The 23,191-nt window shown below is 58.4% G+C and carries 27 protein-coding genes; 13 read left to right on the top strand and 14 right to left on the bottom strand.

Features of this window, described 5'->3' with window-relative positions; all coding sequences use genetic code 11:
• Positions 1-85: 85 nt before the first annotated feature.
• Positions 86-880 (bottom strand): enoyl-ACP reductase, encoded by a 795-nt coding sequence (locus tag Q0288_RS10500; protein ID WP_299430156.1) that lies wholly within the window; start codon positions 878-880, stop codon positions 86-88.
• Between the two features lie 273 nt (positions 881-1,153).
• Between Q0288_RS10500 and Q0288_RS10505 the strand changes: the two genes are divergently transcribed.
• The 3 genes from Q0288_RS10505 (at position 1,154) to Q0288_RS18080 (ending at position 2,249) form a co-directional block, all read left to right on the top strand.
• Complete coding sequence (locus Q0288_RS10505) at positions 1,154-1,381, top strand: hypothetical protein (protein ID WP_299430158.1); 228 nt, start codon at positions 1,154-1,156, stop codon at positions 1,379-1,381.
• A 143-nt stretch (positions 1,382-1,524) separates the two neighbouring features.
• The gene (locus tag Q0288_RS10510) at positions 1,525-2,055 is read left to right on the top strand and encodes a DinB family protein (RefSeq protein WP_299430160.1); all 531 of its coding nucleotides are present in this window, start codon (positions 1,525-1,527) and stop codon (positions 2,053-2,055) included.
• A gap of 86 nt (positions 2,056-2,141) precedes the next feature.
• The gene (locus Q0288_RS18080) at positions 2,142-2,249 is read left to right on the top strand and encodes a neutral zinc metallopeptidase (protein WP_366914744.1); all 108 of its coding nucleotides are present in this window, start codon (positions 2,142-2,144) and stop codon (positions 2,247-2,249) included.
• Here Q0288_RS18080 and opgC read toward each other — a convergent pair.
• Positions 2,246-3,340: an OpgC domain-containing protein gene (opgC, locus tag Q0288_RS10515; protein WP_299430162.1), complete on the bottom strand. Its 1,095-nt coding sequence runs from the start codon at positions 3,338-3,340 to the stop codon at positions 2,246-2,248. The two genes, Q0288_RS18080 and opgC, sit on opposite strands and share 4 nt — an antisense overlap.
• Before the next feature lie 133 nt (positions 3,341-3,473).
• On the bottom strand, positions 3,474-4,079 hold the full coding sequence (locus tag Q0288_RS10520) for an ArsR family transcriptional regulator (protein WP_299430164.1): 606 nt from the start codon (positions 4,077-4,079) through the stop codon (positions 3,474-3,476).
• Between the two features lie 110 nt (positions 4,080-4,189).
• On the opposite strand from Q0288_RS10520, the gene Q0288_RS10525 reads away from it, so the two are divergent.
• From Q0288_RS10525 to Q0288_RS10535, 3 genes are all read left to right on the top strand, one after another.
• The gene (locus Q0288_RS10525) at positions 4,190-4,402 is read left to right on the top strand and encodes a DUF2892 domain-containing protein (protein ID WP_299430166.1); all 213 of its coding nucleotides are present in this window, start codon (positions 4,190-4,192) and stop codon (positions 4,400-4,402) included.
• Between the two features lie 61 nt (positions 4,403-4,463).
• Positions 4,464-4,667, top strand: coding sequence for a DUF2892 domain-containing protein (locus Q0288_RS10530; protein ID WP_299430168.1), 204 nt, complete (start codon positions 4,464-4,466; stop codon positions 4,665-4,667).
• 180 nt (positions 4,668-4,847) lie between these two features.
• Complete coding sequence (locus tag Q0288_RS10535; RefSeq protein WP_299430170.1) at positions 4,848-6,125, top strand: hypothetical protein; 1,278 nt, start codon at positions 4,848-4,850, stop codon at positions 6,123-6,125.
• Between the two features lie 938 nt (positions 6,126-7,063).
• Here Q0288_RS10535 and Q0288_RS10540 read toward each other — a convergent pair.
• From Q0288_RS10540 to Q0288_RS10550, 3 genes are all read right to left on the bottom strand, one after another.
• Entirely contained in the window at positions 7,064-7,300 is a 237-nt protein-coding gene (locus Q0288_RS10540; RefSeq protein ID WP_299430172.1) for a hypothetical protein, read from the bottom strand.
• Between the two features lie 392 nt (positions 7,301-7,692).
• Positions 7,693-8,118, bottom strand: coding sequence for a hypothetical protein (locus Q0288_RS10545; RefSeq protein ID WP_299430174.1), 426 nt, complete (start codon positions 8,116-8,118; stop codon positions 7,693-7,695).
• A gap of 326 nt (positions 8,119-8,444) precedes the next feature.
• The gene (locus Q0288_RS10550) at positions 8,445-9,635 is read right to left on the bottom strand and encodes an MFS transporter (protein WP_299430176.1); all 1,191 of its coding nucleotides are present in this window, start codon (positions 9,633-9,635) and stop codon (positions 8,445-8,447) included.
• A 190-nt stretch (positions 9,636-9,825) separates the two neighbouring features.
• Here Q0288_RS10550 and Q0288_RS10555 point away from each other — a divergent pair, with 190 nt between their 5' ends.
• The 3 genes from Q0288_RS10555 (at position 9,826) to Q0288_RS10565 (ending at position 14,347) form a co-directional block, all read left to right on the top strand.
• Positions 9,826-10,224: a thioredoxin family protein gene (locus Q0288_RS10555; protein WP_299430178.1), complete on the top strand. Its 399-nt coding sequence runs from the start codon at positions 9,826-9,828 to the stop codon at positions 10,222-10,224.
• Positions 10,225-10,269: 45 nt separating this feature from the next.
• On the top strand, positions 10,270-10,986 hold the full coding sequence (locus tag Q0288_RS10560) for a cytochrome c biogenesis CcdA family protein (protein ID WP_299430180.1): 717 nt from the start codon (positions 10,270-10,272) through the stop codon (positions 10,984-10,986).
• A 184-nt stretch (positions 10,987-11,170) separates the two neighbouring features.
• Positions 11,171-14,347: an ExeM/NucH family extracellular endonuclease gene (locus Q0288_RS10565; protein ID WP_299430182.1), complete on the top strand. Its 3,177-nt coding sequence runs from the start codon at positions 11,171-11,173 to the stop codon at positions 14,345-14,347.
• Between the two features lie 272 nt (positions 14,348-14,619).
• On the opposite strand, the gene Q0288_RS10570 is transcribed toward Q0288_RS10565, so the two are convergent.
• From Q0288_RS10570 to Q0288_RS10585, 4 genes are all read right to left on the bottom strand, one after another.
• Positions 14,620-15,015 carry a type II toxin-antitoxin system PemK/MazF family toxin gene (locus tag Q0288_RS10570; protein ID WP_299430184.1) on the bottom strand — a complete coding sequence of 132 codons (396 nt, stop codon included), beginning with the start codon at positions 15,013-15,015 and terminating at the stop codon, positions 14,620-14,622.
• Entirely contained in the window at positions 15,008-16,216 is a 1,209-nt protein-coding gene (locus Q0288_RS10575; protein ID WP_299430186.1) for an XRE family transcriptional regulator, read from the bottom strand. The genes Q0288_RS10570 and Q0288_RS10575 overlap by 8 nt, the downstream gene beginning before the upstream one ends.
• A 211-nt stretch (positions 16,217-16,427) precedes the next feature.
• Positions 16,428-16,775: a type II toxin-antitoxin system PemK/MazF family toxin gene (locus tag Q0288_RS10580; RefSeq protein WP_299430188.1), complete on the bottom strand. Its 348-nt coding sequence runs from the start codon at positions 16,773-16,775 to the stop codon at positions 16,428-16,430.
• Positions 16,772-17,038: a hypothetical protein gene (locus tag Q0288_RS10585; RefSeq protein WP_299430190.1), complete on the bottom strand. Its 267-nt coding sequence runs from the start codon at positions 17,036-17,038 to the stop codon at positions 16,772-16,774. The genes Q0288_RS10580 and Q0288_RS10585 overlap by 4 nt, the downstream gene beginning before the upstream one ends.
• 238 nt (positions 17,039-17,276) lie before the next feature.
• Between Q0288_RS10585 and Q0288_RS10590 the strand changes: the two genes are divergently transcribed.
• Positions 17,277-17,399: a DUF433 domain-containing protein gene (locus tag Q0288_RS10590; RefSeq protein ID WP_299430212.1), complete on the top strand. Its 123-nt coding sequence runs from the start codon at positions 17,277-17,279 to the stop codon at positions 17,397-17,399.
• 271 nt (positions 17,400-17,670) lie between these two features.
• Positions 17,671-17,826 (top strand): hypothetical protein, encoded by a 156-nt coding sequence (locus Q0288_RS10595; protein WP_299430192.1) that lies wholly within the window; start codon positions 17,671-17,673, stop codon positions 17,824-17,826.
• A 20-nt stretch (positions 17,827-17,846) separates the two neighbouring features.
• On the opposite strand, the gene Q0288_RS10600 is transcribed toward Q0288_RS10595, so the two are convergent.
• The 4 genes from Q0288_RS10600 to Q0288_RS10615 all read right to left on the bottom strand — a co-directional run bounded on the left by Q0288_RS10600 (position 17,847) and on the right by Q0288_RS10615 (position 21,280).
• On the bottom strand, positions 17,847-18,785 hold the full coding sequence (locus tag Q0288_RS10600) for an electron transfer flavoprotein subunit alpha/FixB family protein (protein ID WP_299430194.1): 939 nt from the start codon (positions 18,783-18,785) through the stop codon (positions 17,847-17,849).
• Between the two features lie 69 nt (positions 18,786-18,854).
• Entirely contained in the window at positions 18,855-19,601 is a 747-nt protein-coding gene (locus tag Q0288_RS10605) for an electron transfer flavoprotein subunit beta/FixA family protein (RefSeq protein ID WP_299430196.1), read from the bottom strand.
• Between the two features lie 53 nt (positions 19,602-19,654).
• Entirely contained in the window at positions 19,655-20,035 is a 381-nt protein-coding gene (locus Q0288_RS10610) for a four helix bundle protein (RefSeq protein ID WP_299430198.1), read from the bottom strand.
• A gap of 99 nt (positions 20,036-20,134) precedes the next feature.
• On the bottom strand, positions 20,135-21,280 hold the full coding sequence (locus Q0288_RS10615) for an acyl-CoA dehydrogenase family protein (RefSeq protein WP_299430214.1): 1,146 nt from the start codon (positions 21,278-21,280) through the stop codon (positions 20,135-20,137).
• A 274-nt stretch (positions 21,281-21,554) separates the two neighbouring features.
• Between Q0288_RS10615 and Q0288_RS10620 the strand changes: the two genes are divergently transcribed.
• Both Q0288_RS10620 and Q0288_RS10625 read left to right on the top strand, forming a co-directional pair.
• Positions 21,555-22,601 carry an NADH:flavin oxidoreductase/NADH oxidase gene (locus Q0288_RS10620; RefSeq protein WP_299430200.1) on the top strand — a complete coding sequence of 349 codons (1,047 nt, stop codon included), beginning with the start codon at positions 21,555-21,557 and terminating at the stop codon, positions 22,599-22,601.
• 144 nt (positions 22,602-22,745) lie between these two features.
• Entirely contained in the window at positions 22,746-23,150 is a 405-nt protein-coding gene (locus tag Q0288_RS10625; RefSeq protein WP_299430202.1) for a cupin domain-containing protein, read from the top strand.
• The last annotated feature ends 41 nt before the right edge of the window (positions 23,151-23,191 follow it).

A 23,191-nucleotide genomic window follows, 5' to 3' on the forward strand; every position in this document is an offset into this window, starting at 1 on the left:
TATCGGGCTGGGTATGCCTTTCGCCTCGTCCATACCGCATATGATAAAAGCCTAGATAGGCCAATGGGTATACCGACCTGAGAACCTAATCCTGGTTATCATCCAGGCTCATGCCCATGATATTGTAGCCCGCATCCACATACACCGTCTGGCCGGTGGTTCCACTGGACAGCGGAGAGAGCAGGTACAGGCCCAGGTTACCCACTTCCTCGTGGGTAATCATGCGGCCCAGGGGGGCGGTGGCGTTATACTTGGCAACCAGTTTGCGAAAGCCGGGGATGCTCATGGCGGCTACGGTGCGGATGGCTCCCGCGCTGACCGCGTTGACCCGGATGTTCTTCTTCCCCAGCTCAAAAGCCAGGTAGCGTACGCTGGCTTCCAGGGCTGCCTTGGCGATACCCATCACGTTGTATTTGGGAATGACCTTTTGCGAAGCATAGTAGCTCAGGGTGATCAGACTTCCCCCGTCGCGCAGCAGCGGCTCGGCTTCGCGAGCCACCGCCACCAGCGAGTAGGCCGAGACTTGCAGGGCGGTGTTCCAGTCGGTCGCGGTGGTGTCAATAAACCGCCCTTCCATGGCCGGACGCGGGGCAAAAGCAATTGAGTGAACCAGGTAATCTAGCCCTCCCCAGGCCCTCCCCAGGTCGGCAAAGAGCTCTTTCAGGGCGGTCTGGTTGGTTACGTCCACCTCGTACAGGCGTTGATTGGGGCGGCCTGCGGTCATTTTTTGCAGGTTCTCGCGCAGCCGCTCTCCCTGGTAGCTAAAAGCCACTTCCGCCCCAGCAGCACGAAGTTTTTCGGCGATGGCCCAGCCCAGACTATGTTCGTTGGTCACGCCCATGACCAGGGCCTTCTTGCCGGATAAGTCAATCGAAACCATAACCTCCGTATCTTACCCGTACCCCCTCGAGGCTTGGCAATGCCCGGGGCGAAGTAATTCACAATGGTTCCTGCGGCTTCCTGGCAAAGCGTTTTCTGGCTCCTCTGGAGGCTCTGAACCAATCCTCATGAAAACCCAGTAGAATGACGTCTACAACAACTCGCCCGGGCTATTACCAATAGCGGGACATTCCTCACTGTTTGAACCAGCGCTGGTTGGGTTATAAACATCACAACCAAAGTACAGGAGTCTTTCGGTAGCAAGGGGGTAGACGTGCAGACGCTTCAACAGGGGGTGGTAACGGTGGGGGGCATTCAGTGTGAGTGGGTTCCGGGCACCATGAACCAGGTCAAGGTTCGTTTGCCGGGCAATGATGTGCAGGTAAGCCTCGAGCAACTGCAGAAAATTGCCGGGATAGACGCCGTGCATGAGCTATACCTTAAGGGCCTGATCTCCCTCCCCCTCAACAGCAAGCTCCGCGAGGCCTTCGACAAGGTGTAGTGTCGGTTCAATCGAGATGGTTTGTCGGCGACCCCTCGGGGTCGCTTTTTTGGTCTCGGGTAGATCCGCGTAGCACCGGGCTTTGAGGGCAGCGCGTTTTTGGTTTTCGGCTTGTAACTTTCCCCGTTCTGTAGAATACCGGCATGTTAGCAGGGCAGGAGATGTTGGGTCGCTTTGGCGACGCGGCAAATTGCCTCAAATATCTGGAGCGCTCGAGGCGGGAGTTGTTGAACTTTGTGGAAAGCCTTTCCGACGAGCAGCTTTTCCAACGGCCCAGTGCAGATGTCTGGAGCCCGGCAGAGGTGCTGGAGCATGTTTCGCTGGTGGAAGAGTCGGCAGGAAAAATTATCCGCCGTTTACGCAAGGTAGCGCTGGGCGAGGCCGAGCCTTTTCCATCCTCCCCGGCTGGGCAGACCCGCCCCGATGGCCGTCTCCTGGCCCCACCCCCCATGCACCCCCGTGGGGGATTATCCCGGGCGGAGCTGCAAAAGCGCCTGCAAGCCGTGCGCACACAGGTACTGGCCGAGGTGGCCGAGGGCGGAGCGCACTTGCCTCACCCTCCGACCTACGGGCACCCCTTTTTCGGCGACCTGACCGCTTTGGGCTGGCTACAAACCCTGGTCTACCACGAGCGGCATCACCTTCGGCAAATTCAAGAACGATTGAAGGGATGAAGCGCGAAGGAAGAATTGTGCAAGCGCGAAATCGGGGCCAGCGCCATCGGTGACGATAACCACAAGGCGGCTCGCCGGGCAGTTTGGTGGCCGAAGTTTTTTTTGCCCAGGGGTTTTCAGAGCAGCGGGGAGACTGGTTCAACCGGGGTTTCCAGACCGGCGATCCCGACCGATGCAATACGTTTCGCAATTAGCCTGTAGCCCTGACCTTTTGCCATCGGCGATAGAGCTGGATCGAAGCCCAGATGGCCAACAGAGCCAGCAATTGCAGCCCCGTGCCTAGCCAGGGGTTCTGCGTTACCTTCCAGTAGTCCAGAAGGTTGTAGAGCGGAACCATTACCATCAGGTGCCCGGTGAAAGTCCACAGCGAGGCCGAACCCAGCGGAATCAAAAACCACCCCACTCCACGGTTCAGCAGTAGCCAGCACCAGGTGGTGAAGATATAAAAGGCTTGCAGGTACAGCACTACCAACAGCAATCGTGGCCAGACCATGGCTGCTGTATGCTCGTCGCCCAGCACAGCTTGATCTAGCCAGGGTAGCCAGCCTTGTGCATGGACAACCATGAGTGCAACTGCCAACAGCAAAATCCCAACTCCCAGGCCATTGCGCAGCCAGGGTCTTTGAGCCCAGAACTGCGCCAGCTCGAGACGGTGAAACCCAACGACCAGGCCAGCAAAAAACAGAATTTGCCAGGCAGCAGCCGTAAAGATCGAGGCAATGGGCGCCCCCACCACATCGGGAACTACCTGGCTAAAGACGTACACCGCCCCAGAAACCAAAAGTACCAACCAGCCCTGTTTGCGATGCAAAAGCCAGAAGGCCAGCGGTGCGAAAAGCATATACAAGATATACAGTCCCAAAATCTCCGAGCCGTTGTAGCCATTCTGCAGGGTCAAAACACCCGCCACAAATTCCAACAGGTTTTGTTCCTTATCCCAAGGGTCGTACCACACCTTGAGTCCCAGCAAGCTGAGGGCCATGAAGCCCAGAGCGATCAGGACAGCGGTGCGGTAGAGCACCAGCAGGCGTGAAAAAATCCGCTCGATGGATTGTAGTAGGGTCTGGCGGCTGGCCAGGATACCCAGGGTGAGGCCTGAGATGAAATAAAAACCCTCGGCAGCACTGATGTAAAAGTTGAGCCGACCCGAAAAGACGTATAAAAACGATTCGCCTCCAATGTGGTCAATAGCCATGGCGAACAGGCAAAACCCCCGAAGCCAATCAATCCGCAGATCGCGACCGGTGTGGCTGGAATACACCCAGGATTGCAACCAGGAGACCATCCTTTGCCCAGCATAGATTTACCAGAGCGAAGTTCTGGGTCAAAAACCCTTGCGATATGACGGGCTTATAGCATGAAGTAGCTTTTAGGCCCTACACCCAATATGGCCCAGCTTAGTCCAGAACTGTGAATTGCTATCGCGGGTGCCTGGCAATGAGAAAGTGGCAGGCCTGTTGCCCATCGCGCTGGCAGAAAGGGCGCTCGGCGGGCAGTCCGGTGGCCCTCGAGATAACCCTGGCTGGCAGATCACACACCTGCTCGAAACGCTTCCCTGTAGCGTAGTAGAGGCAGTTGTAGGCTTTGAGTTCCCAACCCGCGGGGGTTTCTTGCATGGTTCCCAGCATGTCGCCATAGTCCATATGCGCCAGCAGGGCATCCAGCCTGTCCTGTCCTTCCAGACCCTCGAGCTTGCGTCGAAGTTCTGTGGCCATGCTTTCGGCCACTCCCTCCAGAAGCCGTCCGATAATCCCCTCCGCCTCGGCCTCGCAGAGCACTGCGTCCAATAACTCGGGATACCGCTTGGGGAAGAGGCCCTCCGAAGCCCTGGTCAGCGTGTAGACGGTGGCCGGACGACCCCTGCCCAGCCGACGCTGTTCCTGCGCTAGCCAGCCGCTTTTCTCGAGGCTGTTCAGCTGATGCCGAACGGCGGTTTGGCTCAGGCCGAGGTACACCATCAATTCCTTGACGGTACTGGGGCCGCGCTGTTTGAGGTATTCCATCAGTAGACGGGAGGTGTCCATAACTATTTTCCGCTATATTCACTATTGATATAGTGCAATATATAGTATACCTTACCACGGAGATTCGGTGCTGTTTCTGAACCAGAACAAACCGGCTCGAGGAGGAGAGTATGAAACCCAACCAGGGTACAACCGACCGGATCGTCCGCCTATTGCTGGCTGCGGTGTTCTTCCTGCTGGCCTTTACACTGGCGGGTGGAGTCTGGGTCTATGGGGCTGCCGTGTTGGGCGGGGTCATGCTGCTGACAGCAGCCATCGGCTTCTGCCCGCTGTACACCCTCTTTGGCATCCGCACCTGCCCGGTGCCCCCACAAAAAGCCTAGCCGAGCAGGTCATATGTACCCACATCGGGTTGCTAGCCTTGATTCCAGTAAGGAGGAAGCTATGATTCCCAACGTAGGCAGCACAGATCGGTTGGTTCGCTACGTTCTGGCAGTGGTGTTTTTCCTGGTCGCCTTTTTTGGCGCCAGCGGTATCTTGGCCTGGGTGTTCGGGCTTCTGGGCGTGGTTATGGCCGTGACCGCAGCCCTCAACTTCTGCCCCATCTGGTCTGCACTCAAGATCAACACCAGGGGTAAAGCGACCTGATCTCGCCCCCTCTCGCCCTGGCCGTTCGGGCCAGGGTTTTGCTTTGGGCCAGGGTGGTAGGGTGTTGATCCACAGGACTGTGTTCTCATTATGCATTTGAACCCAGTTTAACAGACTGTCATAGTAGTTGGCTCCTGAGGTATTTTTGGCCTAGAATCCTTGCATTTATTGGAGGCAGCAATGCGGAACGAATCAATTCAGGATTCAGAGAGAAAATTCTCCATTCCACAGGCGCTAAGAGGAGAGTTGACGCGCTCGAGCCTGATCGAAGAGATTGAACGGGCCTCCGACTTCACACTGCTAATCTGCTCGGCCCCCATTGGCTTTGGCAAGACCACCACCCTGGCTCAGTGGGCCAGGGCTACGGGTTCGAGTGTGGCCTGGCTGACCCTGGATGAAGATGATGCAAACCCCAGCAAACTGGTGCGCTCGCTCGGCAGCAGCATCAAGACAGCGGAGCCTTTGTTGAGCCTCGAGCGTTTCGAAGCGTCCCTCGACCATCCAGTACCCGAGGTCAGCGCTCGAGCCCTGGCCGAGGACTTGAACGACTCCGCCAGCAACCTGCGCATGGTGGTTGACCAGGCCCAGCACCTGGGGCTTGAAGCAACGCGCTGGATGGAGGTTTTTTGTGCCGGCCTGGCTGAAGGGCACCAGCTCATCCTGAGTAGCTACACTGAGCCAAAGCTTCGCCTGGGGCGAATGCTTGTCCAGGGCCGGGTACGAACCATGAGCCCCGAGCAACTGCTGTTCAGCCCTGAAGAAACCGAAGCCTATCTGGCAAGCTGTGGACACCAGGGCGACCCAAAAAAAGCGCACCGACAGCTTAACGGATGGCCGGCTGGACTGGCCCTGGTCGGGCTGGGGGTCTCTCCGCAAACCGCTCCCGAAAAGCTCATACACGAGATTCTAAACACTCTGGACGCTCAGTTGCTGGAGCCTTTGCCCGAACTGTCGGTGCTGGAAGTTTGGAGCGAGACCCACGCCGAAGACCTGGGAGTTCTGCTGCCAAATGGATGGCTCGAGCGCCTCCGGGACGCAGGGCTGCCGATGGTTCCGGTTGGGGATGGGGTCTACCGCCCACACACGATTCTGCTCCAGGCCCTGGATGTCCGCCTGCGGAGACGGCCTGCCCGCCGAAGGGAGCTTTACCAGTTGGCGGCCAGTCTGGCCGAGCATGCCGGGAACCCTCTTTCGGCGATCCGGCACTACCTCGAGGCCAGGAGCTTTGACGATGCCCGGCGGCTGGCCGAACAGGTAATACCCGAACTCGAGGTTCGCTGGGAATTTGGGCTCATACGGCAAGTGCTGGAAGGCTATCCCGAGGGCCGTCTATCCGACGAGCTGAAGTGGGTACTGGTGAATGCCTACATCGAGCTGGGCGAGCCCAAGCAAGGCGAGATCCTGGCGCAAAAACTGGGTACCGCCGGCGTCTCGCATAGGGGGGGTACTATTCGCTGACGTTGATCGCCAGCCGGAAGGGCGACTTCGAGCGGGCGGCTCAACTCATTGAACAGGGCCTTGCCCTAGGCCGGGTGAGGAGACCATTTCTGCAAAGCGAACTGCGCTTGCAGTAAGGGTTGCAGGGGCTCCACCGGGCGCGGGATGGGTACCGGCCGGGGCAAGGGCAGTGTTCCAGGCTGAAAAACAGGGTGCCTATCGCTGATCAGGGGCTGTGGGATTGATGAAACTGACACATCTTTTTTTTTCACTAAACCCCTCCCAGTCATGGCCACTGAGCTCAGCGCAACGCTGAGCAGAGCCGAGACCAGGCAGTGGGTTGGAAACCGAACAGTTCCTTTTCATCCCTTAGCTCCTTTCGTTTTTCCGGCTCGCCCGTAGCCTCGCGGCGAGTTGACGGCAGTGTAGGAAATAGGCAGAAACAGCCCAGGAACGGCAGCAACGACCCCTCCTGTCTCCGCGGTGTCTCCGGGGGCAGTGGTCAGAGGGTTGTTGCGCCGAGGCACAGCCCGCTGTTGCCGAAAAGCCAGACTGAACCACACGGAGCCTTATCGAACCGTGCGGTTAAGGGTTTTTATGGTTGATTTGCGAGACCCTGGGGAAGAACTCCTGGAGAGAATTGCGCCAGGCACGCGGTTACCACGCCCGGCCGCCCGCAAATCTGCTTGGTGCAACTTAGAGCCCCAGCACTGGGCTCAGCCGGGCCGAGCATCTTGGCCGAAAAGGACTTGTAGTGGAAGCGGTTTGAGGGTCAGCCTCGTAGCCAGGGCGAAAGTGCTAAACCGGGTAGACCAGCCCCGCACAGTATGGGCCAGATGCTTTTATGCACCCGTTATTGCGGTTATCCCGTTACTTTTGTAACCAGTGTTGGCAGCTAAGTTGAGTTTTTGCATACCGTTTGGGTTTGCGAGCACTACGGGTTTCTTTCCGAAACCGCTCTAGTCGCGTTTGGTGGAGTCGTCTTTAGGCGCACGGCGGAGCAAATCCAACACCGCGAGCGCAACGTTCAGGCTAATGAGGAAAAGGACGATGGCCATAACCGCTACAGACAAGCCCGAATTCCATCTCACCATGGTATCGCCATTTACCGCTATAAGGGTCAGGGCAGTTAACGATATCAGAATAGTGATCGCACTTTTTTTCCAATGACGCCTCGCGTTGGTTTTTCCGTCCATACCGAACTCCTGTAGGGCAGTTTACTCTAGACTATTGGCCTGCGACTCCTGCCTGGGCCGACACAGGAACCATGGAGCAACGCCTGCTGCCCAGCCTACGAGAAACAAAGCCAACGCGTACAGTGGCAGAGCCAGTAAAACCCCAGGCAGACTCACAATTCCCAGGCTTTCGTGCAGAGTGGGGAGTTGCGACGCAAGGGCGGTAGCAGCCCAGCCAACCGACCAGACAACCACCCACAGGCTCGCCTCAATGCTTGAATGGCGGCCTAACCGCGCTGCCATACCGCTTAGCACAGCTCCGATCAGGCCAACCACAAAGATGGGTGGCCCACCCGAGCCCACCGCTGTTCCCAGAGCACTAAGTGAGCCCAGGATAGCGATCAACCACGGAATCATGGGTGTCCTCCAACTGCTGCACCAGAATGCAAATCGCGGGTGAACATCTGGCCGCTACGACCATCCAGGTAGAGCAGCCGGTTTGCTGTCCAGGGCTGGCCCAGGTCTGCAAGGTAGCGCAGGTGCTCCAGAGAACGCTGGCGGAGGTTTTGTTGATCGAGCAGGTGGCAGAGCAGCCAGTACCCGTCCAGGCGCACGAAGGGAACCAGATTGAGGGCAATACCGGCCAGGCTGGCTAGGGCATAAGCACCCAGGAGATGGTGTTGGGTGACTATCCACGCTGCAGCCACTCCCAGTAGAGGAACGGCCTGGAAGAGGATTCCACCAAGTGCAACAGTGGCCCGAACCCCGGCGGGCTTGATCCACGATTCGGTAACATCGGCATAGCCCACGGGTTGGAGATAGAGAAGCCCGATACCCACATGCCGTGCGCGAACGCCGAAGTGTGCCGCTACCGAGACATGGCCAAGCTCGTGCCAGGCTGTGGTAAGCGGTTGAAAGGCGTGATTTTGGGATTTGACTTTAGCTTGTCTCTACGCAACCCAGTCCCCTCTTGCAACCAGTTGTGAACACGCCAGCGCAACCCATTTGTGCACGGCCCTCGCCATGGCCGTTTGTCGTACTTCTGCAGGTACGCTCCTGTTCGGGAGGAGGCACGCGTTGCTCGGCAACACCTGTGCCGTAGGGGAGCGTACATTAAGCCGCACCAGGCTCAACCAGCCGCACGGCTCATTTTCGGGAAACACTCTCAAGCCAGGGTTTTGCTTTGGGCCAGGGTGTGGGGTGGAAGGGTGTTAATCGCACCTCGAGCCCCCCACAGCATCAGGAAGGCCAGCGAGAAAAAGAACGATACCAGCAAAAACAGGGTGGTCGGCCCCTGGGCCTGGTAGAGCACGCCCCCCACCGGCCCAGCAATCAAATGGGCCAGGCCAAAGGCCAGCCCGTTGCGAAAGCTTTGCAGGGTACTGACCTGATGCGCTTTGGCACGGGCGTCAATGATACGCACCGAACCCACGAAGAACAGGCCGAAACCCATCCCGACCACCATTCCACAGGCCAGCATTTGCGCCGGATGGTTTGCCAGGGCCATCCCCACATAGGCCAGAGCATACAGCCCTGAGGCCAGCATCATTACCCCGGCGTCGCCCAGCCAGCGGGAAAGCCTGCGCTCGTAGCGCATGGTCAACACTTCCACCAGCGCGATGGTGCCATACAAAAATCCCACCATGGCGGCTGCACCGCCCCGATCCTGGATGGCCAGTCCCAGAAAGGGGGCCGCCAGCCCCAGCCCAAATCCCATCAACAGCACGACCCAGAGCAGCAGCAAGGTGCCCCGGTCGTGCAGGAATAGTTCGCGCAAGGTTTGAAACAGATTCCCTCGAGCCCCCGCCGCGACCACTACCTCAGGCAAAGTGCGGGCCACGCCCAGCAACGGTAGGGTCGCCACCGCTGCCACGATGAACATGGCCTCATACCCAGTCTGTGCCCAGGCCAGTCCAGCCAGCGAGGAAGCGAGGGCAAAGCTGAGGCTGCCCCACAGCCGCATGCGCCCGTACTCGAGCCCGTTCTGGCTAGCCATGCGTCCGATCAGGCTGTCCGCCAGGGGTGCCACAAAAGCCTGGCTCAGGCCCAGGGCCCCCATGCCCATTAGTACCCCCCAAAAGCCCGTAGCAAAAAACAGGGCCAGAAGCGAAAGTGCCAGAGCCAGTAGCGAAGCCGTGAGCACAGCCACTCGCTTTTGCCGTGCATCGGCCCAGGCTGCCACCAGCGGGCTGAAGAGCAAATTGCACAAAGGGAACAGCGCAATCGCAATGCCAATTTGTGTTGGACTCAAGCCCAGCTCACGAAAATGCACGGCCAGGAAGCCCTGATACAGCCCATTGGCCCCCCAAAACCCGAAGTAGTAGAGCCCGCCCCGCAACTGGAAAGACAACGGCACCGGGCCATTGTACGGTGCTAGGGCACTTACCGCAGAAGGCACACCACGGTACGAAACATAGTGGTGGGGAAGAGGCGATTAGAAAGCCTCGAGCGCTGTGAGCGAATTTATAAACCACCCCACATCCGGTTTTCGCTGGGCCTGCGTATAGCCTCTCAAGTGGTTGAAATCGGGCCACCAGGAGGATCGAATGAAAAAACGGCTGTGGGGATTGTTGGGTGTTCTGGTAGCGGTGGTGTGGATGCAGGTGGGTCAGACCCAGGCGCAGGGCAGCATGACCAAGTCCAGCGCTTATATGGAATACAGCGCCAAGGCTTTTGAAGAGGCCAGCAACCAGAAGCGGGCTTTGTTCTTTGCAGCGAGCTGGTGTTCGACCTGCCGAGCCGCCGACCGCGATATCAGGGCTAAGTTGGGCGAAATCCCCCAGGGACTGGTGATCTTCAAAACCGACTACGACAAAGAAACCGCCCTCAAGAGCAAATACGGCGTCGTTCGTCAACACACCTTTGTGCTGGTTGATGCCAGAGGCAATGCCTTGAAAAAGTGGAGCGGGGGTAACCTGGCCGAGATCGTGGCGAATACCCGATAAAAGCCCTGCTCTTCGCGACCCTCTAACCCATTGTCTCCAGGTTTTATGCTGACCGCCCTGTTTGCTTTCCTCTCCGGTATCGTTACGGTAGCCTCGCCCTGTGTGTTGCCGGTATTGCCCTTTTTGCTCTCGGGAGCCGTGGGGGGGCGCTTGCGGCCCTACGGCATCATCCTGGGTTTCGTTGCATCCTTTACGGTGGTGACGCTCTTCCTCAGTGCCCTTGTCACAACCCTGAACATTCCCCCCGATACGCTGCGCTATGTCTCTATTGCGTTATTGCTGGGTTTTGGGCTGGTGCTGTGGGTTCCTGCCCTGCACAAGGGCTTCGAGGGTTTGAGCAGCCGGAGCCTGAGCAAGATGCCCCTGGTGCAGGGCAATGGATTCTGGGGCGGCACGGCAGTTGGGGCGACCCTGGGCGTGCTGTGGACACCTTGTGTCGGCCCCATCATGGCGGGGGTGATTACCCTTGCCCTCAGCGGCAGTGTGAACGGGCAAGCCGCCCTGGTGACGCTGGCCTTCTCGCTGGGAACCGCCCTTCCCATGCTGGCGGTGATGCTGGGCGGGCGCAGGCTGTTGGGCCGCATCCCTGGCCTGATGAACAATCTATCGGGTGTCCAGCGGGGGTTTGGGGTGGTGATGGTGCTCTTCGCAATGGGCTTTTTCTTCGGGCTGGATCGCAGCTTCCAGACCTGGGTGCTCGATACCTTCCCCGGCTATGCCGACTTCCTGACCCGCCTCGAGGGTACCGGGGTCTCCGAATAGGCCAGCCTATTCTGCCGCCCCACTCTGGATATGGAGTGGGGTATTTTCTTTAAGCAGCTATGCCCACATAATGTCGAAAGGAAACGCGCTTTGCGGTAGGCTATATCCAAACCGTTTTTGCCAGGGTTTAGTGATGTCAACAGTGCCCTGACGGTGGGTCAATATGGTTCGGCCAGGAGGATGTATGAAGCTATCTATGCGTGTTGGTGCTTTATCGTTCGTCTTGATTGTGCTGGCAGCGTGTACCCAGGCCACGCCCGCACAACCCCCAGCAAAACTAACCGCGCAGGCGGTCTCCAATGGGGTGGTGATTAGCCAGGCCTATGGTGGGGGTGGTAACAGCGGAGCTCCCTATACCCACGACTTTGTCGAATTGTTCAACCGTGGAACCACGCCGGTTTCTTTGAACGGCTGGTCTATCCAGTATACGAGCGCAACCGGGACAGGCAATTTTGGGGCGAGCGCTACTCAACTTACCGAGCTGCCGAATGTTACTGTACAGCCAGGGCAGTATTTCTTGATTCAGCAAGCGGGGGGTACTGCAGGCACAGCTCTTCCAGCACCCGATGTGATTGATTCCAGTCCCATTGCGATGGCAGCCGGGGCTGGAAAGGTGGCTCTCGTATCGAGCATTACACCGCTGGGCTGCAATGGGGGTTCTACACCCTGTTCTGCGGCCCAGCTTGCCCAGATCGTAGACCTGGTTGGATATGGCAACGCTAATTTCTTTGAAGGGGCTGGCCCAGCCCCCACACTCTCCAACACCACTGCGGCTCTCCGAAAAAACAATGGCTGCACCGAAACAGACCACAACGCCAACGATTTTGAAGCGGTAGCCCCCAATCCTCGTAACACCGCCTCCGCCCGCAACTTCTGTGGTGAGTCAGCCCCCAGTGTGACCTCCACGGTTCCAGCCTCGGGCGGCACCATCAACCCCGATAGCAACCTGACCCTCACCTTCAGCGAGCCGGTGAACGTGAGCGGCAACTGGTTTGGCATGACCTGCTCCACCAGCGGAACCCGCACCGTGGCCGATACGGTGGTCACGGCCAACGCCACCTCGACGCAATTCGTCATCAACCCCAACACCGACTTCGTCTCTACCGAGAACTGTACCCTCACGGTTTTTGCTGCTCAAGTGTCGGATGTGGATACCCTCGACCCCCCCGACACCATGGCCGCCGACTTTTTGCTTCCGTTCAATCCAGTTGCGGTGTGCGATCTACCGCATACCCCGATTTACCAGATCCAGGGCAGCGGCCCTGCTGCGGCCATCACTGGTAGTGTGGCTACCAGGGGTGTGGTGGTGGGGGACTATGAAGGTCCTTCCCCGACTCTGCGGGGCTTTTACATTCAAGATGCGACCGGTGACGCAGATGCAAATACCTCCGATGGCATCTTTGTGTTCAACGGCAACAACGACAGCGTAACCCTGGGTGACCTGGTGCGGGTGGTTGGAACGGCGGGCGAGTTCCAGGATCAGACCCAGGTCAGCGCGACCTCCATCACCAAGTGCGGAACCGGAACCGTCACCCCTACCGACGTGACCCTGCCCTTTGCCTCGGCCACCGACGCCGAGCGCCTCGAGGGCATGCTGGTACGCCTGCCCCAGACCCTCTACGTGACCGAGCACTTCCAGCTTGGGCGCTTTGGGCAGGTGGTGTTGTCGTCAGGCGGGCGGCTTAAGCAGCCGACCAATGTGACCACGCCCGGTGCCGCTGCCAATGCCCTGCAAGCCCAGAACAACCTCAACCGCATCATCCTGGACGATGCCCTGCAAAACCAGAACCCCGACCCCATCGTGTTTGGACGGAACGGGCAGCCCCTGAGCGCCAGCAACACCCTGCGCGGTGGCGATACCGCTACGGGCATCGTGGGGGTGATGACCTTTACCTGGGCGGGTAATGCGGCCAGCGGGAATGCCTACCGGGTAAGGCCGGTGGGTGCCCTGAATGGCTCGGTCAACTTTGTGGCGGCCAACCCACGCCCCACTTCAGCTCCGGAAGTGGGTGGAAGCCTGCGGGTCGTGGGGATGAATCTGCTCAACTTCTTCAACACCTTTGACGGGCTGCCGGACACGGTGGACAACTGTACCAGCGGGGTGGGGGGTGCGCCCACCGACTGCCGTGGAGCCGATACTTTGGCCGAATTCAACCGCCAGTGGCCCAAGACTGTGGCGGCCATTTTGGCCATGAACCCCGATGTGGTGGGTTTGAATGAACTCGAGAACGATGGCTATGGCCCGGACAGCGCCATTGCTTTCCTGGTCAATAAACTCAACGAGGCCACCGCTCCCGGTACCTATGCCTTCATCAATGCCGATGTTGCTACCGGGCAGATCAATGCCCTGGGCACCGATGCCATCAAGGTGGGCTTGATCTACAAGCCCGCCAGCGTTACCCCGGTGGGTCAGACCGCAGTGCTCAATACCACGACTTTTGTCAACGGAGGCGATAGCGCTCCACGCAACCGGGCCTCGCTGGCCCAGGCCTTCCAGCAAAACGCCAATGCGGCTATCTTTATCGTCAGTGTGAACCACCTCAAGAGCAAGGGCTCACCCTGCGACCTGCCCGACCAGGGCGACGGTCAAGGCAACTGCAATGCAGTACGCACCAATGCCGCACAGCAACTAGCGGCCTGGCTGGCCACCCACCCCACCGGCATCGCCGACCCGGACATTTTGCTCGTTGGCGACTACAACGCCTATGCCCAGGAAGACCCCATCACCGCTCTCAAGAATGCAGGCTATACCAACCTGATTGAGACCCGCCTGGGACAAGGTGCGTATTCGTATGTGTTCGATGGGCAGTGGGGCTACCTCGACCATGCCCTGGCCTCGGCATCCCTGAACCCTCAAGTATCGGGGGTGGCCGAGTACCACATCAACGCCGACGAGCCCAGCGTCCTTGACTACAACACCGACTTCAAGAGCGCCAATTTGCAAGCCATACTCTACGCTGCCGACCAGTTCCGGGTGTCCGACCACGACCCGGTGGTGGTGGGGCTGAACCTGGCCGCTCCTGGGGCGTGGTTCTCGAGCCCCGTGACCAGCTTCCCAACCTTTAACATGGTCAACTCGGGCCGGGCCATCCCGATCACGTTCAGCCTGGGTGGCAATAAAGGGCTGAACATCTTTGCGCCGGGGTTCCCCAGGTGGCAAATGGTTCCGTGTGGCTCTACTACCGCCGTAAATGGCACTGATCCTACCGACAGCAACAGCGGCCTTAGCTATGACCCAGCTTCCGATCAGTATACCTATGTTTGGAAAACAGATAAGGCTTGGGCCAGTAGCTGCCGCCAACTGGTGGTGCGCTATACCGATGGCACCACCTACCGGGCCAACTTCAATTTTGTAAGGTAGTGCAACGTTAGTGCTGAACCCACCCCGTGGTTGGGGTGGGTTTTTTCCTGGCAGCGTGGACTATTCTTCGCCCTCGAGCTTTGACAACTGAGCCTCGAGCTACTTCTTCACAAAGCCGACGCCAGCGAGAGCTTGAGGGCTTGCTCGAGTACCTGTGCCTTGCTCGCGGGTTCAGTGTGGCAAATAGGAATGAAGGGTTTGGAGGCTCGAGCCTAAAGCCGAGGCACGAGTTATAGCGCAGGCTCGAGGCAAGCTCTGCTTACGGCGACCCACTACTGAAATTCAATGAGGGCGGCCAATGCAGCGGCTACCTCCTCGACTTTCCCTGGTTCAAGCACTCCTACTTTTTCCAGGAACCTCTCAGGAGATATAGTCACAGCCCTGGTCTGTGCCGTGTCAGCCCCGCAGGTTTTACTTAACCCGTTCAACTTTGTGGGTTCTATACGGACAATCCATATGCGCCCTTCCCGTGATGGCTTCCACTCAGTTACTGGCACCACCAGCTTCACTGGCTGCAAACTGCCCAATGCATTTGAGCTGATCACGACTGCCGGTCGTTGCTTTTCAATTTCAGAACCCTTGGTTGGATAAAAATTGATCCGCCAGATCTCACCCCGCTTGGGATCTGGCGGCATCGGAAGATCTTTAGATGAGGAGGCTTCATTCATCAATTCCACCTTCGTCTTCCAGTTGGCTCAGCCACTCGATTGCTTCTCTGTCGGACGAATATAAATTTCCATCCGCTTTTGCCTGCTCGTTCAGGATTCGCCTTCGCTCTTCCATCGGCAGCGCAAAATATGCCTGATAGTTGAAAGAGTTGCTTGGTGACATAATGGACTCGATTTCGTTTCTACTTAAGTAGCGACCTGCTTCGTCCGGGGTAATGATCTGCTCAGCTAGGCCCCGTGTGACAAGTTGTTTCCAGCGCTGGGCTTCCTCTGCTGGCAGCGATTCGGGCTCACTTTTGCGCCAGCCTAAACGACTGGTCTGCTTGAACCATTGTGTCTTTATGTGCTGTGAGATTATTCCGAGAATTGCAGCACGCATAACGATAGCCTGAATGCTCACTCCATAGCGTCTCTTTAGTATGAGCATTTCCTCGAGCGGAAGATAGCTTCTGCGCCTACCAAGCTCTTTGAACATAACCACCGCAGGAATCAGCAAAGCACCCGCGAAGCGCGTAGCCACGGTTTCAATGTCCAGACTGTCCACCGGGTCGAGGATCAAGTGCCCAAGTTCATGGGCCAGGTTCATCCGTTGGCGTTCCCCCTGTAATTTTGCTTGACATACGACACCGGCTCCGATTACCACTCCCTTTGCATTTTTCACGACAGCAGACAAGCCGTCGAACTTTTCCGACACTTCCGTTTCCAAAACATGGACACGCCTGCTCTCTAGCAGGTCAGTCATGTTTGGGATTGGATCAAGACCCACGTCCCAGTCATTACGAAGCTTGACAGCTACTTCTTCAACATGTTCGATAGAGTCCACTGCGTATTTACGGAAGCCAAGGCCGTTTCCGTTTGACCCTTCAAGACGTTCCTGTAATTTCATTCGATCTTGAAGTTGAACCTCCACCCAGTTCTCGACGCGATTTTGCTCTGATACTTTCATAGTGGCGCGCCGACGATAGGCAAGGAACTCCACCTGATAGCATGGTTCAGAGAATAGCTCTACGGCTTTTACCCCCAAAGCGTTTGCCAAACGTAGAGCAACCGGGGCAGAGGGTCTTGATTTACCTAGCTCGTACTTAGAGAGTGCCGCTTTCGTGACTACCCCGCCCATCTGCGCGACGAGATCGTCCTGGCTGTACCCGTGCGCTAGGCGAAGAGTTCTGATCCGATTAGCGATCCGATTAGCGCTGCTCATAGCGCCTCCTCCTTAATCAATTTCGTTGTTCCGCTCGCTTGCAGTTGACAAACTAAAGCAAATATAGCAGAATCATCAACTATTTGGTGAGAAATCAATGCGAAGCATGATTGCGTCATTAACGTAATCATGTTGCGAGTACCAAAGGTAGGCGTTAGTAAACTCAATCTTACAACTTCTTTGCAGCCCCAATCAGCGTCCAGAGCACTGCCTACAATGCCAGATGAAGCCTGAGTGCTGCGTCTAGCGCTTGCATCTGTTTGTCTGGCACATGCCCTACCAATTGTGTTATGCGGTTGGTGCTAATCGCCCGAATCTGCTCGGCCTGGGCTTTGCTGTCCTGCGAAAGCCCAGTGGCTTCGGCGGGCAAAAACACCTGAAAGTTGTAGATACGCTCGGTGTTGGTGGAAAGCGGCACTACCGTGACCATACCCGCGCCAAACTGCTCCACCACCGCATTGGACTCGTCGTTGCTCACAATCACCACGGGTCGGCGCTTGTTGGCCTCGGAACCTTTTACCGGCTCCAGGTCGGCAAGGTAGATGTCGCCGCGCCTCATTTCTTGCGGCCTCTACGCTTGGGTTTGGCTACAGGCTCGTCCAGACCATCCCCAGCGGTCACGTCCCAAAGCTCGGCCTCGCCGCTTTCGGCCCATTCTTTGTAGGCTTCGACGTACTGCTGCCGGAGTTCGCTTTTTTGCAGTAGTTCGAGGGCGCGTTCCACCACTTCCGACTTGGTTGGCACACCATGCGCTTCCTGGTAACGCTCGATAAATTGCGCCAGTTGGCTGTCCACGCTTACACTTAGCTTGGTGTTGTTCATACTACCAAATGGTAATACAAATTGGAGTACATAATTGTAACAAAAACGGGAGCCTTCCAGTGGTCGCTGCGCTCCCGTTAATAGCTTATAGCTGATAGCCAATAGCTTTTCTGACTCTGTCTTAGCTATCAGCTATCGACTATAGGCTATTAGCCAACCTTTAGTCGAAGCACACCTTGCTATTTGCTACCATAAACCCACGACCCTCTTCTCCCGCATTACCTTCAACTCCCACGTGATGGGGGGCAGGCCCTGCATTCGGGGTATGCGAATTACAGTGGGAACGATCCTAACCCTGCTGCAAGATCACACCCCCAGGAAATTCTGGCAGAGTAACCGGAGCTCGAGCTGGCCGATATAGGCGCTGCCTTGCAGTATGCAGCATATCTGGCCGAGGAGCGCGAGGTTAATCCTGCGTGAAGCTTTTGGTGGATGTAAACCTATCACCGCGATGGGTCGAGTTTTTCAAAGCCTTGGTTTGGTAGCCTTGCGCTGGTCGAATATTGGTGCCATCAACGCGCCCGATAGCGAACTTATGGCTTGGGCCGCAACCAATGGCTATGTGATTTTTGACGCACGATCAAGACTTCAACACGATTTTAGCCCTTAGCCAGAGAGCTAAACCAAGCGTAGTGTTGTTGCGAACCTCCTCGCTGCGTTTAGAAACAGTGGGGGAGAGGGTATGGCAGGCCATCAAGGCGGCCCTACCAGACCTGGAAGCCGAAGTGGGCTGTGTGCTGGTGGTGCAGGACGAGCGGGCTCGAGTGCATGCCCTGCCACTTACCTGAAACTCGGCGGTTCCAGTAGCTCAATCCTTCAGTTTCTTCACCGCCTCGATTAGCGCAGGCAACACCTGGTGCACGTCGCCCACAATTCCATAGTCGGCAATTTTGAAGATGGGGGCCTCGGCGTCTTTGTTCACCGCCACGATGTACTTGCTCTTGTTCATGCCCGACTGGTGCTGCACCGCACCGCTGACCGCCAGGGCGATATACAGGCTGGGCTGCACCGTCTTGCCGGTCTGGCCCACCTGTTCACCATAGGGCCGCCAGCCCGCATCTACAGCAGCACGGGTCGCGCCCACGGCGGCACCCAAAGCCCTGGCCAGCTCTTCTACCCCCGCAAAGGCCTCGGGGCTGCCAAGCCCGCGCCCGCCCGTAACCACCACTGTGGCCTCGGTCAGTGAGACGCCTTTTTTCTGTTCCAGTACGCGCTCCAAAACCTCTACACCGGCGGGAGCATCCACCCTCAGGCTCTCCACCGTGCCGCTACCGTGGGGCTCGGCGAGAGGAGTGGTGTTGGGCTTGGCGGTGAGTACCACCGGCAGGGCAGCCCGCTGACGCTCGGTCACGCGGTTGAGAAAGCTATAACGGGTGCCGCCCACGCTGCTGCCATCGGTGCTGGTCTCGAGTGTGTCCTCCATCAGCCCGGCCTTCATCTTGTAGGCCAGCCGTGGTGTCCAGGTGCGGCTTTGGCGACCCCCGGTGGCTATCACTACCCTGGCCCCGCTCTTCTGGGCGGCTGCATAGGCGGCCTCGGCCCACTTCTCTGCGGTGTAGCCACCCACCTCGGCGGCGTAGACCACCGGCAGATACTGCGCGGCCTCCTGGGCCACCATCTGGGTGTTTTCGCCAATCACCAGGCCCGATACTGGCCCCAAAGCGCTTAACTGCCGGGCGCGGCTGATGGCTTCCAGGGCGCCTTTGCGCAGGCGCTGGGTGTCGTGTTCTAAAACAACGAGGATCATCTCATTACCTCCGGGTGTGCTGATAGCCGATGGCTCATAGCTGATAGCAAAAAGACAAAGTGCTATTGGCTAGATAACCTTCGCTTCTTGGTGCAACAGCCGCACCAGCTCACTCGCCGCTGCCACCGGGTCTTTGCCGTCAATCATCTTGTTCAGCCTCGAGCGCTCCTGGATGGTCTGCTCGAGCACCTCGACCCTGCTAGAAATGCTCAGGGGAAGCTTCTTCAGCTCCTTGCGCTTGGCCTTCATAATGCCCGGCAGGGTGGGATAGCGCGGCTCGTTGAGGCCCTGCTGGGTAGTAAAAACCGCGGGCAGGGCCACCCGCACCAGCTCGGCTCCTTCGTCGAGGTCGTGCCTGGCTTTGGCGTGGGTCTGGCCCTCGAGTTCGATCTGGGTTGTCCAGCTCACCACCGGCCAGCCCAGGGCCTCGGCAGTGGCGGCCCCCAGGGCCTGGGAGTCCCAGTCGGCCTGCTGCCCGCCGCTAATCACCAGGGTGGGGGCCTCGGCGCGGAGGGTCTCGGCCAGGGCCTCGGCCTGGCTGATGGGGTCGAGGTAGTCATCGGCCACCAGGTGTACGGCCCGGTCGGCGCCCATGGCCAGCGCGGTGCGGATGGCCTCCTCGGTGCGCTCGGGGCCCAGGGCCACCACCACACTCTCCCCCCCATGCTTCTCCTGCAGCCGGATGACCTCCTCCACTGCCCACTCGTCCATCTGGTCGAGGATCATGGTGACGCCTGAAAGGTCTACTTTTCCCCCGGCAATCTTGAGCCGGGACTCGCCGTCGGGGACTTGTCGGATGACTGCTATGAATTTCATGCCTGCCTCCACTGCGTTTCGGCGCTTATGGCCGATAGCTGATAGCCCATAGCCTAAACTGATGCGGACTCTAACGTCCGTATGAAAGCGTTGATTTTGCCATTGAGGACGCTGGCCTGTTCGTAAAGGGATCTAGCCGATTCGGGCTTAAGGAAGCCCAGTCTGGCTGCCAGATGCGCCGCGCTCACCGTCTCAAGCAGCGAGCCCCTGGCCATGTACAAAAACCGGAGGAAATCCTTGTCCGAGCCCCGACCTTTTCCCTCCGCAATGTTCAGGCAGACCGAGTTGACCGCCCGGCAGATCTGTGCTGCCAGTCCATACTGCTCCTTACTAGGAAACTCTTCTACTGCCGCGTACACGCTCAATACTAGCTCCGAGCCAAGCTGGTAGACCTCGAGGTTTTCAAATCCGAAGTAACTCTTTTCACTTAGCATGGTCGCTGCGCTCCCGCTAATAGCTTATAGCTGATAGCCAATAGCTTTTTTGACGTTGTCTTAGCTATCAGCTATCAGCTATCGGCTATAGGCTATCGGCTATAGGCTCAATATATGCCTCGCAATGATCAGCCGCTGAATCTCGTTGGTCCCTTCGTAAATCTGGTTCAGCTTCACGTCGCGCAAAAGCTTCTCCACCGGGTACTCGTGCATATAGCCAAAACCGCCGTGAATCTGGATGGCCTGGTTGGCGGCCTCGAAGGCCATCTCCGAGGCGTAGGCTTTGGCAATCGCGGCAGCGTGGGCCTGGGGCTGATGGGTATCGGTCAGCCAGGCTGCGTAGTAGGTGTAGGCCCGGGCGGTCTCGAGTCCCATCAGCATCTCGGCCAGCTTGAACTGGATGGCCTGGAACTCGGCAATCGGCTTGCCAAAGGCCTGGCGTTCCCTGGCATATTTTGCCGACTCTTCCAGCGCCCGCCGGGCCACCCCCACGCTGCCCGCCGCCACCGGAATCCGGGTTTTGTCCAGGGTATTCATGGCGATCTTGAAGCCGTCGCCCTCCTGGCCCAGCAGGTTTTCGGCAGGCACCCGGCATTCGTCAAAAACCAGCTCGTAGGTGCCGCTGGCCCGCTGGCCCATCTTGCCGTGCAGCTTGTGGGCGCTAAAGCCCGGGGTGCCTTTCTCCACCACAACTGCCACCACGCCCTTGTGGCGCAGTTCCGGGGCGATGGTAGCAAAGACCACCAGTACTAGGGCCTCGCCGCCGTTGGAGATCCAGGTCTTGGTGCCGTTCAACACGTAGTGATCGCCATCCCGCACGGCCCGGGTACGCAGCGCTGCGGCATCGGAGCCGTTGCCCGGTTCCGAGAGGGCAAAGGCGGCCAGGGCGGGCTTTGCGGTGAGAGCTCGAAAGAAGCGCTGCTTTTGCTGGTGCGAACCCGCCAGCAGAATGGGGGTGATGCCCAGGTCGGAGGCCATGGGGATGGTGTAGATGCCCATGCAGCCCCAGGCCAGCTCTTCGCCGATGATCACCTCTTCCAGCATGCCCAGGCCCAGGCCCCCGTACTCTTCGGGGATCAGGGCATTGAGCAAACCTATCTCGTGGAGCTTTTCTACAATGGGCCAGGGCACCTCCTCCTTGGCATCGTACTCTGACGCAATGGGCGCTATTTGCTCTTTGGCAAAGCGCCGGGCCAGTTTTTGCAGCTCTTTTTGTTCGTCGGTCAGGGTGAAATCAATCGGCATAAACCAGGCCGATAGCGAATGGCTCATAGCGAATAGCTGTTTAGCTATCGGCTATTTGCTATTGGCTATCCGCTCTTTGTCACCTCCTCACAAAAACTTCTTATACTTAGTATAACTTCCTGCCACGGCCTGTCTATCATATGGCCGGTTTGGCGAGGAAGAAGCGTTATGCATGGAAATCTACTGCCACAGGTCTCAAGTCTCGAGTCCAGCGCCCAAAACTAGTGAACGATTCAAGGCCAGTCATCGCCACAAAGAACGTAAAATCGCTGCTATGAGCATTCTGTTCAGCCCCTTGAAACTGCGTTCCGTCACCCTGAAAAACCGCATCACCATGTCGCCCATGTGCCAGTACTCGGCCCAGGATGGGCAGGTAACCGACTGGCATCGGCTACACTACCCCACCCGCGCGGTTGGCGGGGTTGGGCTGATCATGGTGGAGGCCACGGCAGTGGAGCCTCGAGGCGTAATCAGCCCAGACGACCTGGGCATCTGGTCAGACGAGCACCTGGCCGGCTTGCAAGAGCTGACCCAGCGCATCAAGGCCGCGGGTGCGGTTCCGGGCATCCAGACTGCTCATGCCGGACGCAAATCGGGTACCAGCAGCCCCTGGACGGGCGGGAAGCCCCTGCACCGCTGGACACCGGTGGCCCCCAGCCCCCTGGCTTTTCAGGAGGGCTGGGCCGTTCCTGAAGAATTGAACATACAGGGCCTGGACGAGGTACGCGCCGCCTTTCAAAAAGCAGCCGCACGGTCGTTGCAAGCAGGGTTTGAGGTGCTGGAAATTCACATGGCCCACGGCTACCTGCTGCACTCCTTCCTGTCGCCCCTGACCAACCGGCGCACCGACAGCTACGGGGGAAGCCGCGAAAACCGGATGCGATTCCCGCTGGAAGTGGTGCAGGCGGTGCGGGAGGTCTGGCCTGCCGAGCTTCCTTTGCTGGTGCGGGTCTCGGCCAGCGACTGGGTGGGGGGAGGTTGGGAGATCAGCGACACGGTGGCCTTTGCCGGGGAATTGCACCAACGCGGCGTGGACTTGCTGGACTGCTCTTCGGGAGGGGCTGTACCAGGGGTGAAAATTCCACTGGGGCCAGGGTATCAGGTGCTTTTTGCCGCCCAGGTCAAGTTGTCCACAGGCTTGTCCACAGGGGCGGTGGGCCTCATTACCGAACCCTTACAAGCCGAGGCCATTCTTCAGGCAAACCAGGCCGACCTGATCCTGTTGGGCCGGGCTTTGCTATCCGAGCCCTACTGGCCCTACCGGGCGGGCAAGGCGCTGGCAGCTAAAGCATGGCCGGTGCAGTACGAGCGGGCTTTTTAACGGTGGAGGGCCGAAGGCCGTCGAGATCCTCATTTGTTCTCCAAGGGTGACTCAGACCTCTCAAGTCTAGGGCCAATCCGTTGCCTGGCTATCGGCTATCAGCTATAGGCTATCAGCTACCAGCACCGAGCGGTAAACTGAGCTATGGAAACCCCCTGGAAAACCTTTGTGCCTCAGGCACCCACCCGCCAGGGCAAGCCGGAATGGTTTAGCGGGGCGGTCTATCTGAGCGAGTTGGTGATCACCCCAGCACCGATGAATCTGCATCTGTTGCGGGTCATGTTTACGCCGGGTGCGCGCACGGCCTGGCACACCCACCCCCAGGGGCAGGTGCTGCATGTCGAGGCCGGGATTGGGTGGTTCCAGCGCTGGGGCGGGCCGGTGCTCGAGATGAAAGCCGGTGACACCATCTATTTCCCGCCGCAGCAAAAGCACTGGCATGGGGCCAGTGTGACCCATGCCATGACCCACCTGGCAATCCAGGCCGCGGTGGATGGGGTGAGCACCGACTGGCTGGAACCGGTATCGGACGAACAGTACAGGCTTTGACTATGGCAGAACGAGCCTGGAAGAACCCCCGCGAAATTGTC

It is taken from the genome of uncultured Meiothermus sp., assembly GCF_937863175.1.
In the GTDB taxonomy this organism is placed as follows: Bacteria; Deinococcota; Deinococci; order Deinococcales; family Thermaceae; genus Meiothermus.

Excerpts from the sequence above, each read along its gene's own strand:
- Q0288_RS10620 (WP_299430200.1), top strand. The coding sequence starts at position 21,555 with ATGAGCATTCTGTTCAGCCCCTTGAAACTGCGTTCCGTCACCCTGAAA.
- Q0288_RS10605 (WP_299430196.1), bottom strand. The coding sequence starts at position 19,601 with ATGAAATTCATAGCAGTCATCCGACAAGTCCCCGACGGCGAGTCCCGG.
- Q0288_RS10535 (WP_299430170.1), top strand. The coding sequence starts at position 4,848 with ATGCGGAACGAATCAATTCAGGATTCAGAGAGAAAATTCTCCATTCCA.
- Q0288_RS10570 (WP_299430184.1), bottom strand. The coding sequence starts at position 15,015 with ATGAATGAAGCCTCCTCATCTAAAGATCTTCCGATGCCGCCAGATCCC.
- Q0288_RS10530 (WP_299430168.1), top strand. The coding sequence starts at position 4,464 with ATGATTCCCAACGTAGGCAGCACAGATCGGTTGGTTCGCTACGTTCTG.
- opgC (WP_299430162.1), bottom strand. The coding sequence starts at position 3,340 with ATGGTCTCCTGGTTGCAATCCTGGGTGTATTCCAGCCACACCGGTCGC.
- Q0288_RS10610 (WP_299430198.1), bottom strand. The coding sequence starts at position 20,035 with ATGCTAAGTGAAAAGAGTTACTTCGGATTTGAAAACCTCGAGGTCTAC.
- Q0288_RS10525 (WP_299430166.1), top strand. The coding sequence starts at position 4,190 with ATGAAACCCAACCAGGGTACAACCGACCGGATCGTCCGCCTATTGCTG.
- Q0288_RS10565 (WP_299430182.1), top strand. The coding sequence starts at position 11,171 with ATGAAGCTATCTATGCGTGTTGGTGCTTTATCGTTCGTCTTGATTGTG.
- Q0288_RS10615 (WP_299430214.1), bottom strand. The coding sequence starts at position 21,280 with ATGCCGATTGATTTCACCCTGACCGACGAACAAAAAGAGCTGCAAAAA.
- Q0288_RS10575 (WP_299430186.1), bottom strand. The coding sequence starts at position 16,216 with ATGAGCAGCGCTAATCGGATCGCTAATCGGATCAGAACTCTTCGCCTA.
- Q0288_RS10585 (WP_299430190.1), bottom strand. The coding sequence starts at position 17,038 with ATGAACAACACCAAGCTAAGTGTAAGCGTGGACAGCCAACTGGCGCAA.
- Q0288_RS10590 (WP_299430212.1), top strand. The coding sequence starts at position 17,277 with ATGGGGGGCAGGCCCTGCATTCGGGGTATGCGAATTACAGTGGGAACG.
- Q0288_RS10580 (WP_299430188.1), bottom strand. The coding sequence starts at position 16,775 with ATGAGGCGCGGCGACATCTACCTTGCCGACCTGGAGCCGGTAAAAGGT.
- Q0288_RS10555 (WP_299430178.1), top strand. The coding sequence starts at position 9,826 with ATGAAAAAACGGCTGTGGGGATTGTTGGGTGTTCTGGTAGCGGTGGTG.
- Q0288_RS10625 (WP_299430202.1), top strand. The coding sequence starts at position 22,746 with ATGGAAACCCCCTGGAAAACCTTTGTGCCTCAGGCACCCACCCGCCAG.
- Q0288_RS10540 (WP_299430172.1), bottom strand. The coding sequence starts at position 7,300 with ATGGACGGAAAAACCAACGCGAGGCGTCATTGGAAAAAAAGTGCGATC.
- Q0288_RS10520 (WP_299430164.1), bottom strand. The coding sequence starts at position 4,079 with ATGGACACCTCCCGTCTACTGATGGAATACCTCAAACAGCGCGGCCCC.
- Q0288_RS10560 (WP_299430180.1), top strand. The coding sequence starts at position 10,270 with ATGCTGACCGCCCTGTTTGCTTTCCTCTCCGGTATCGTTACGGTAGCC.
- Q0288_RS10600 (WP_299430194.1), bottom strand. The coding sequence starts at position 18,785 with ATGATCCTCGTTGTTTTAGAACACGACACCCAGCGCCTGCGCAAAGGC.
- Q0288_RS10510 (WP_299430160.1), top strand. The coding sequence starts at position 1,525 with ATGTTAGCAGGGCAGGAGATGTTGGGTCGCTTTGGCGACGCGGCAAAT.
- Q0288_RS10500 (WP_299430156.1), bottom strand. The coding sequence starts at position 880 with ATGGTTTCGATTGACTTATCCGGCAAGAAGGCCCTGGTCATGGGCGTG.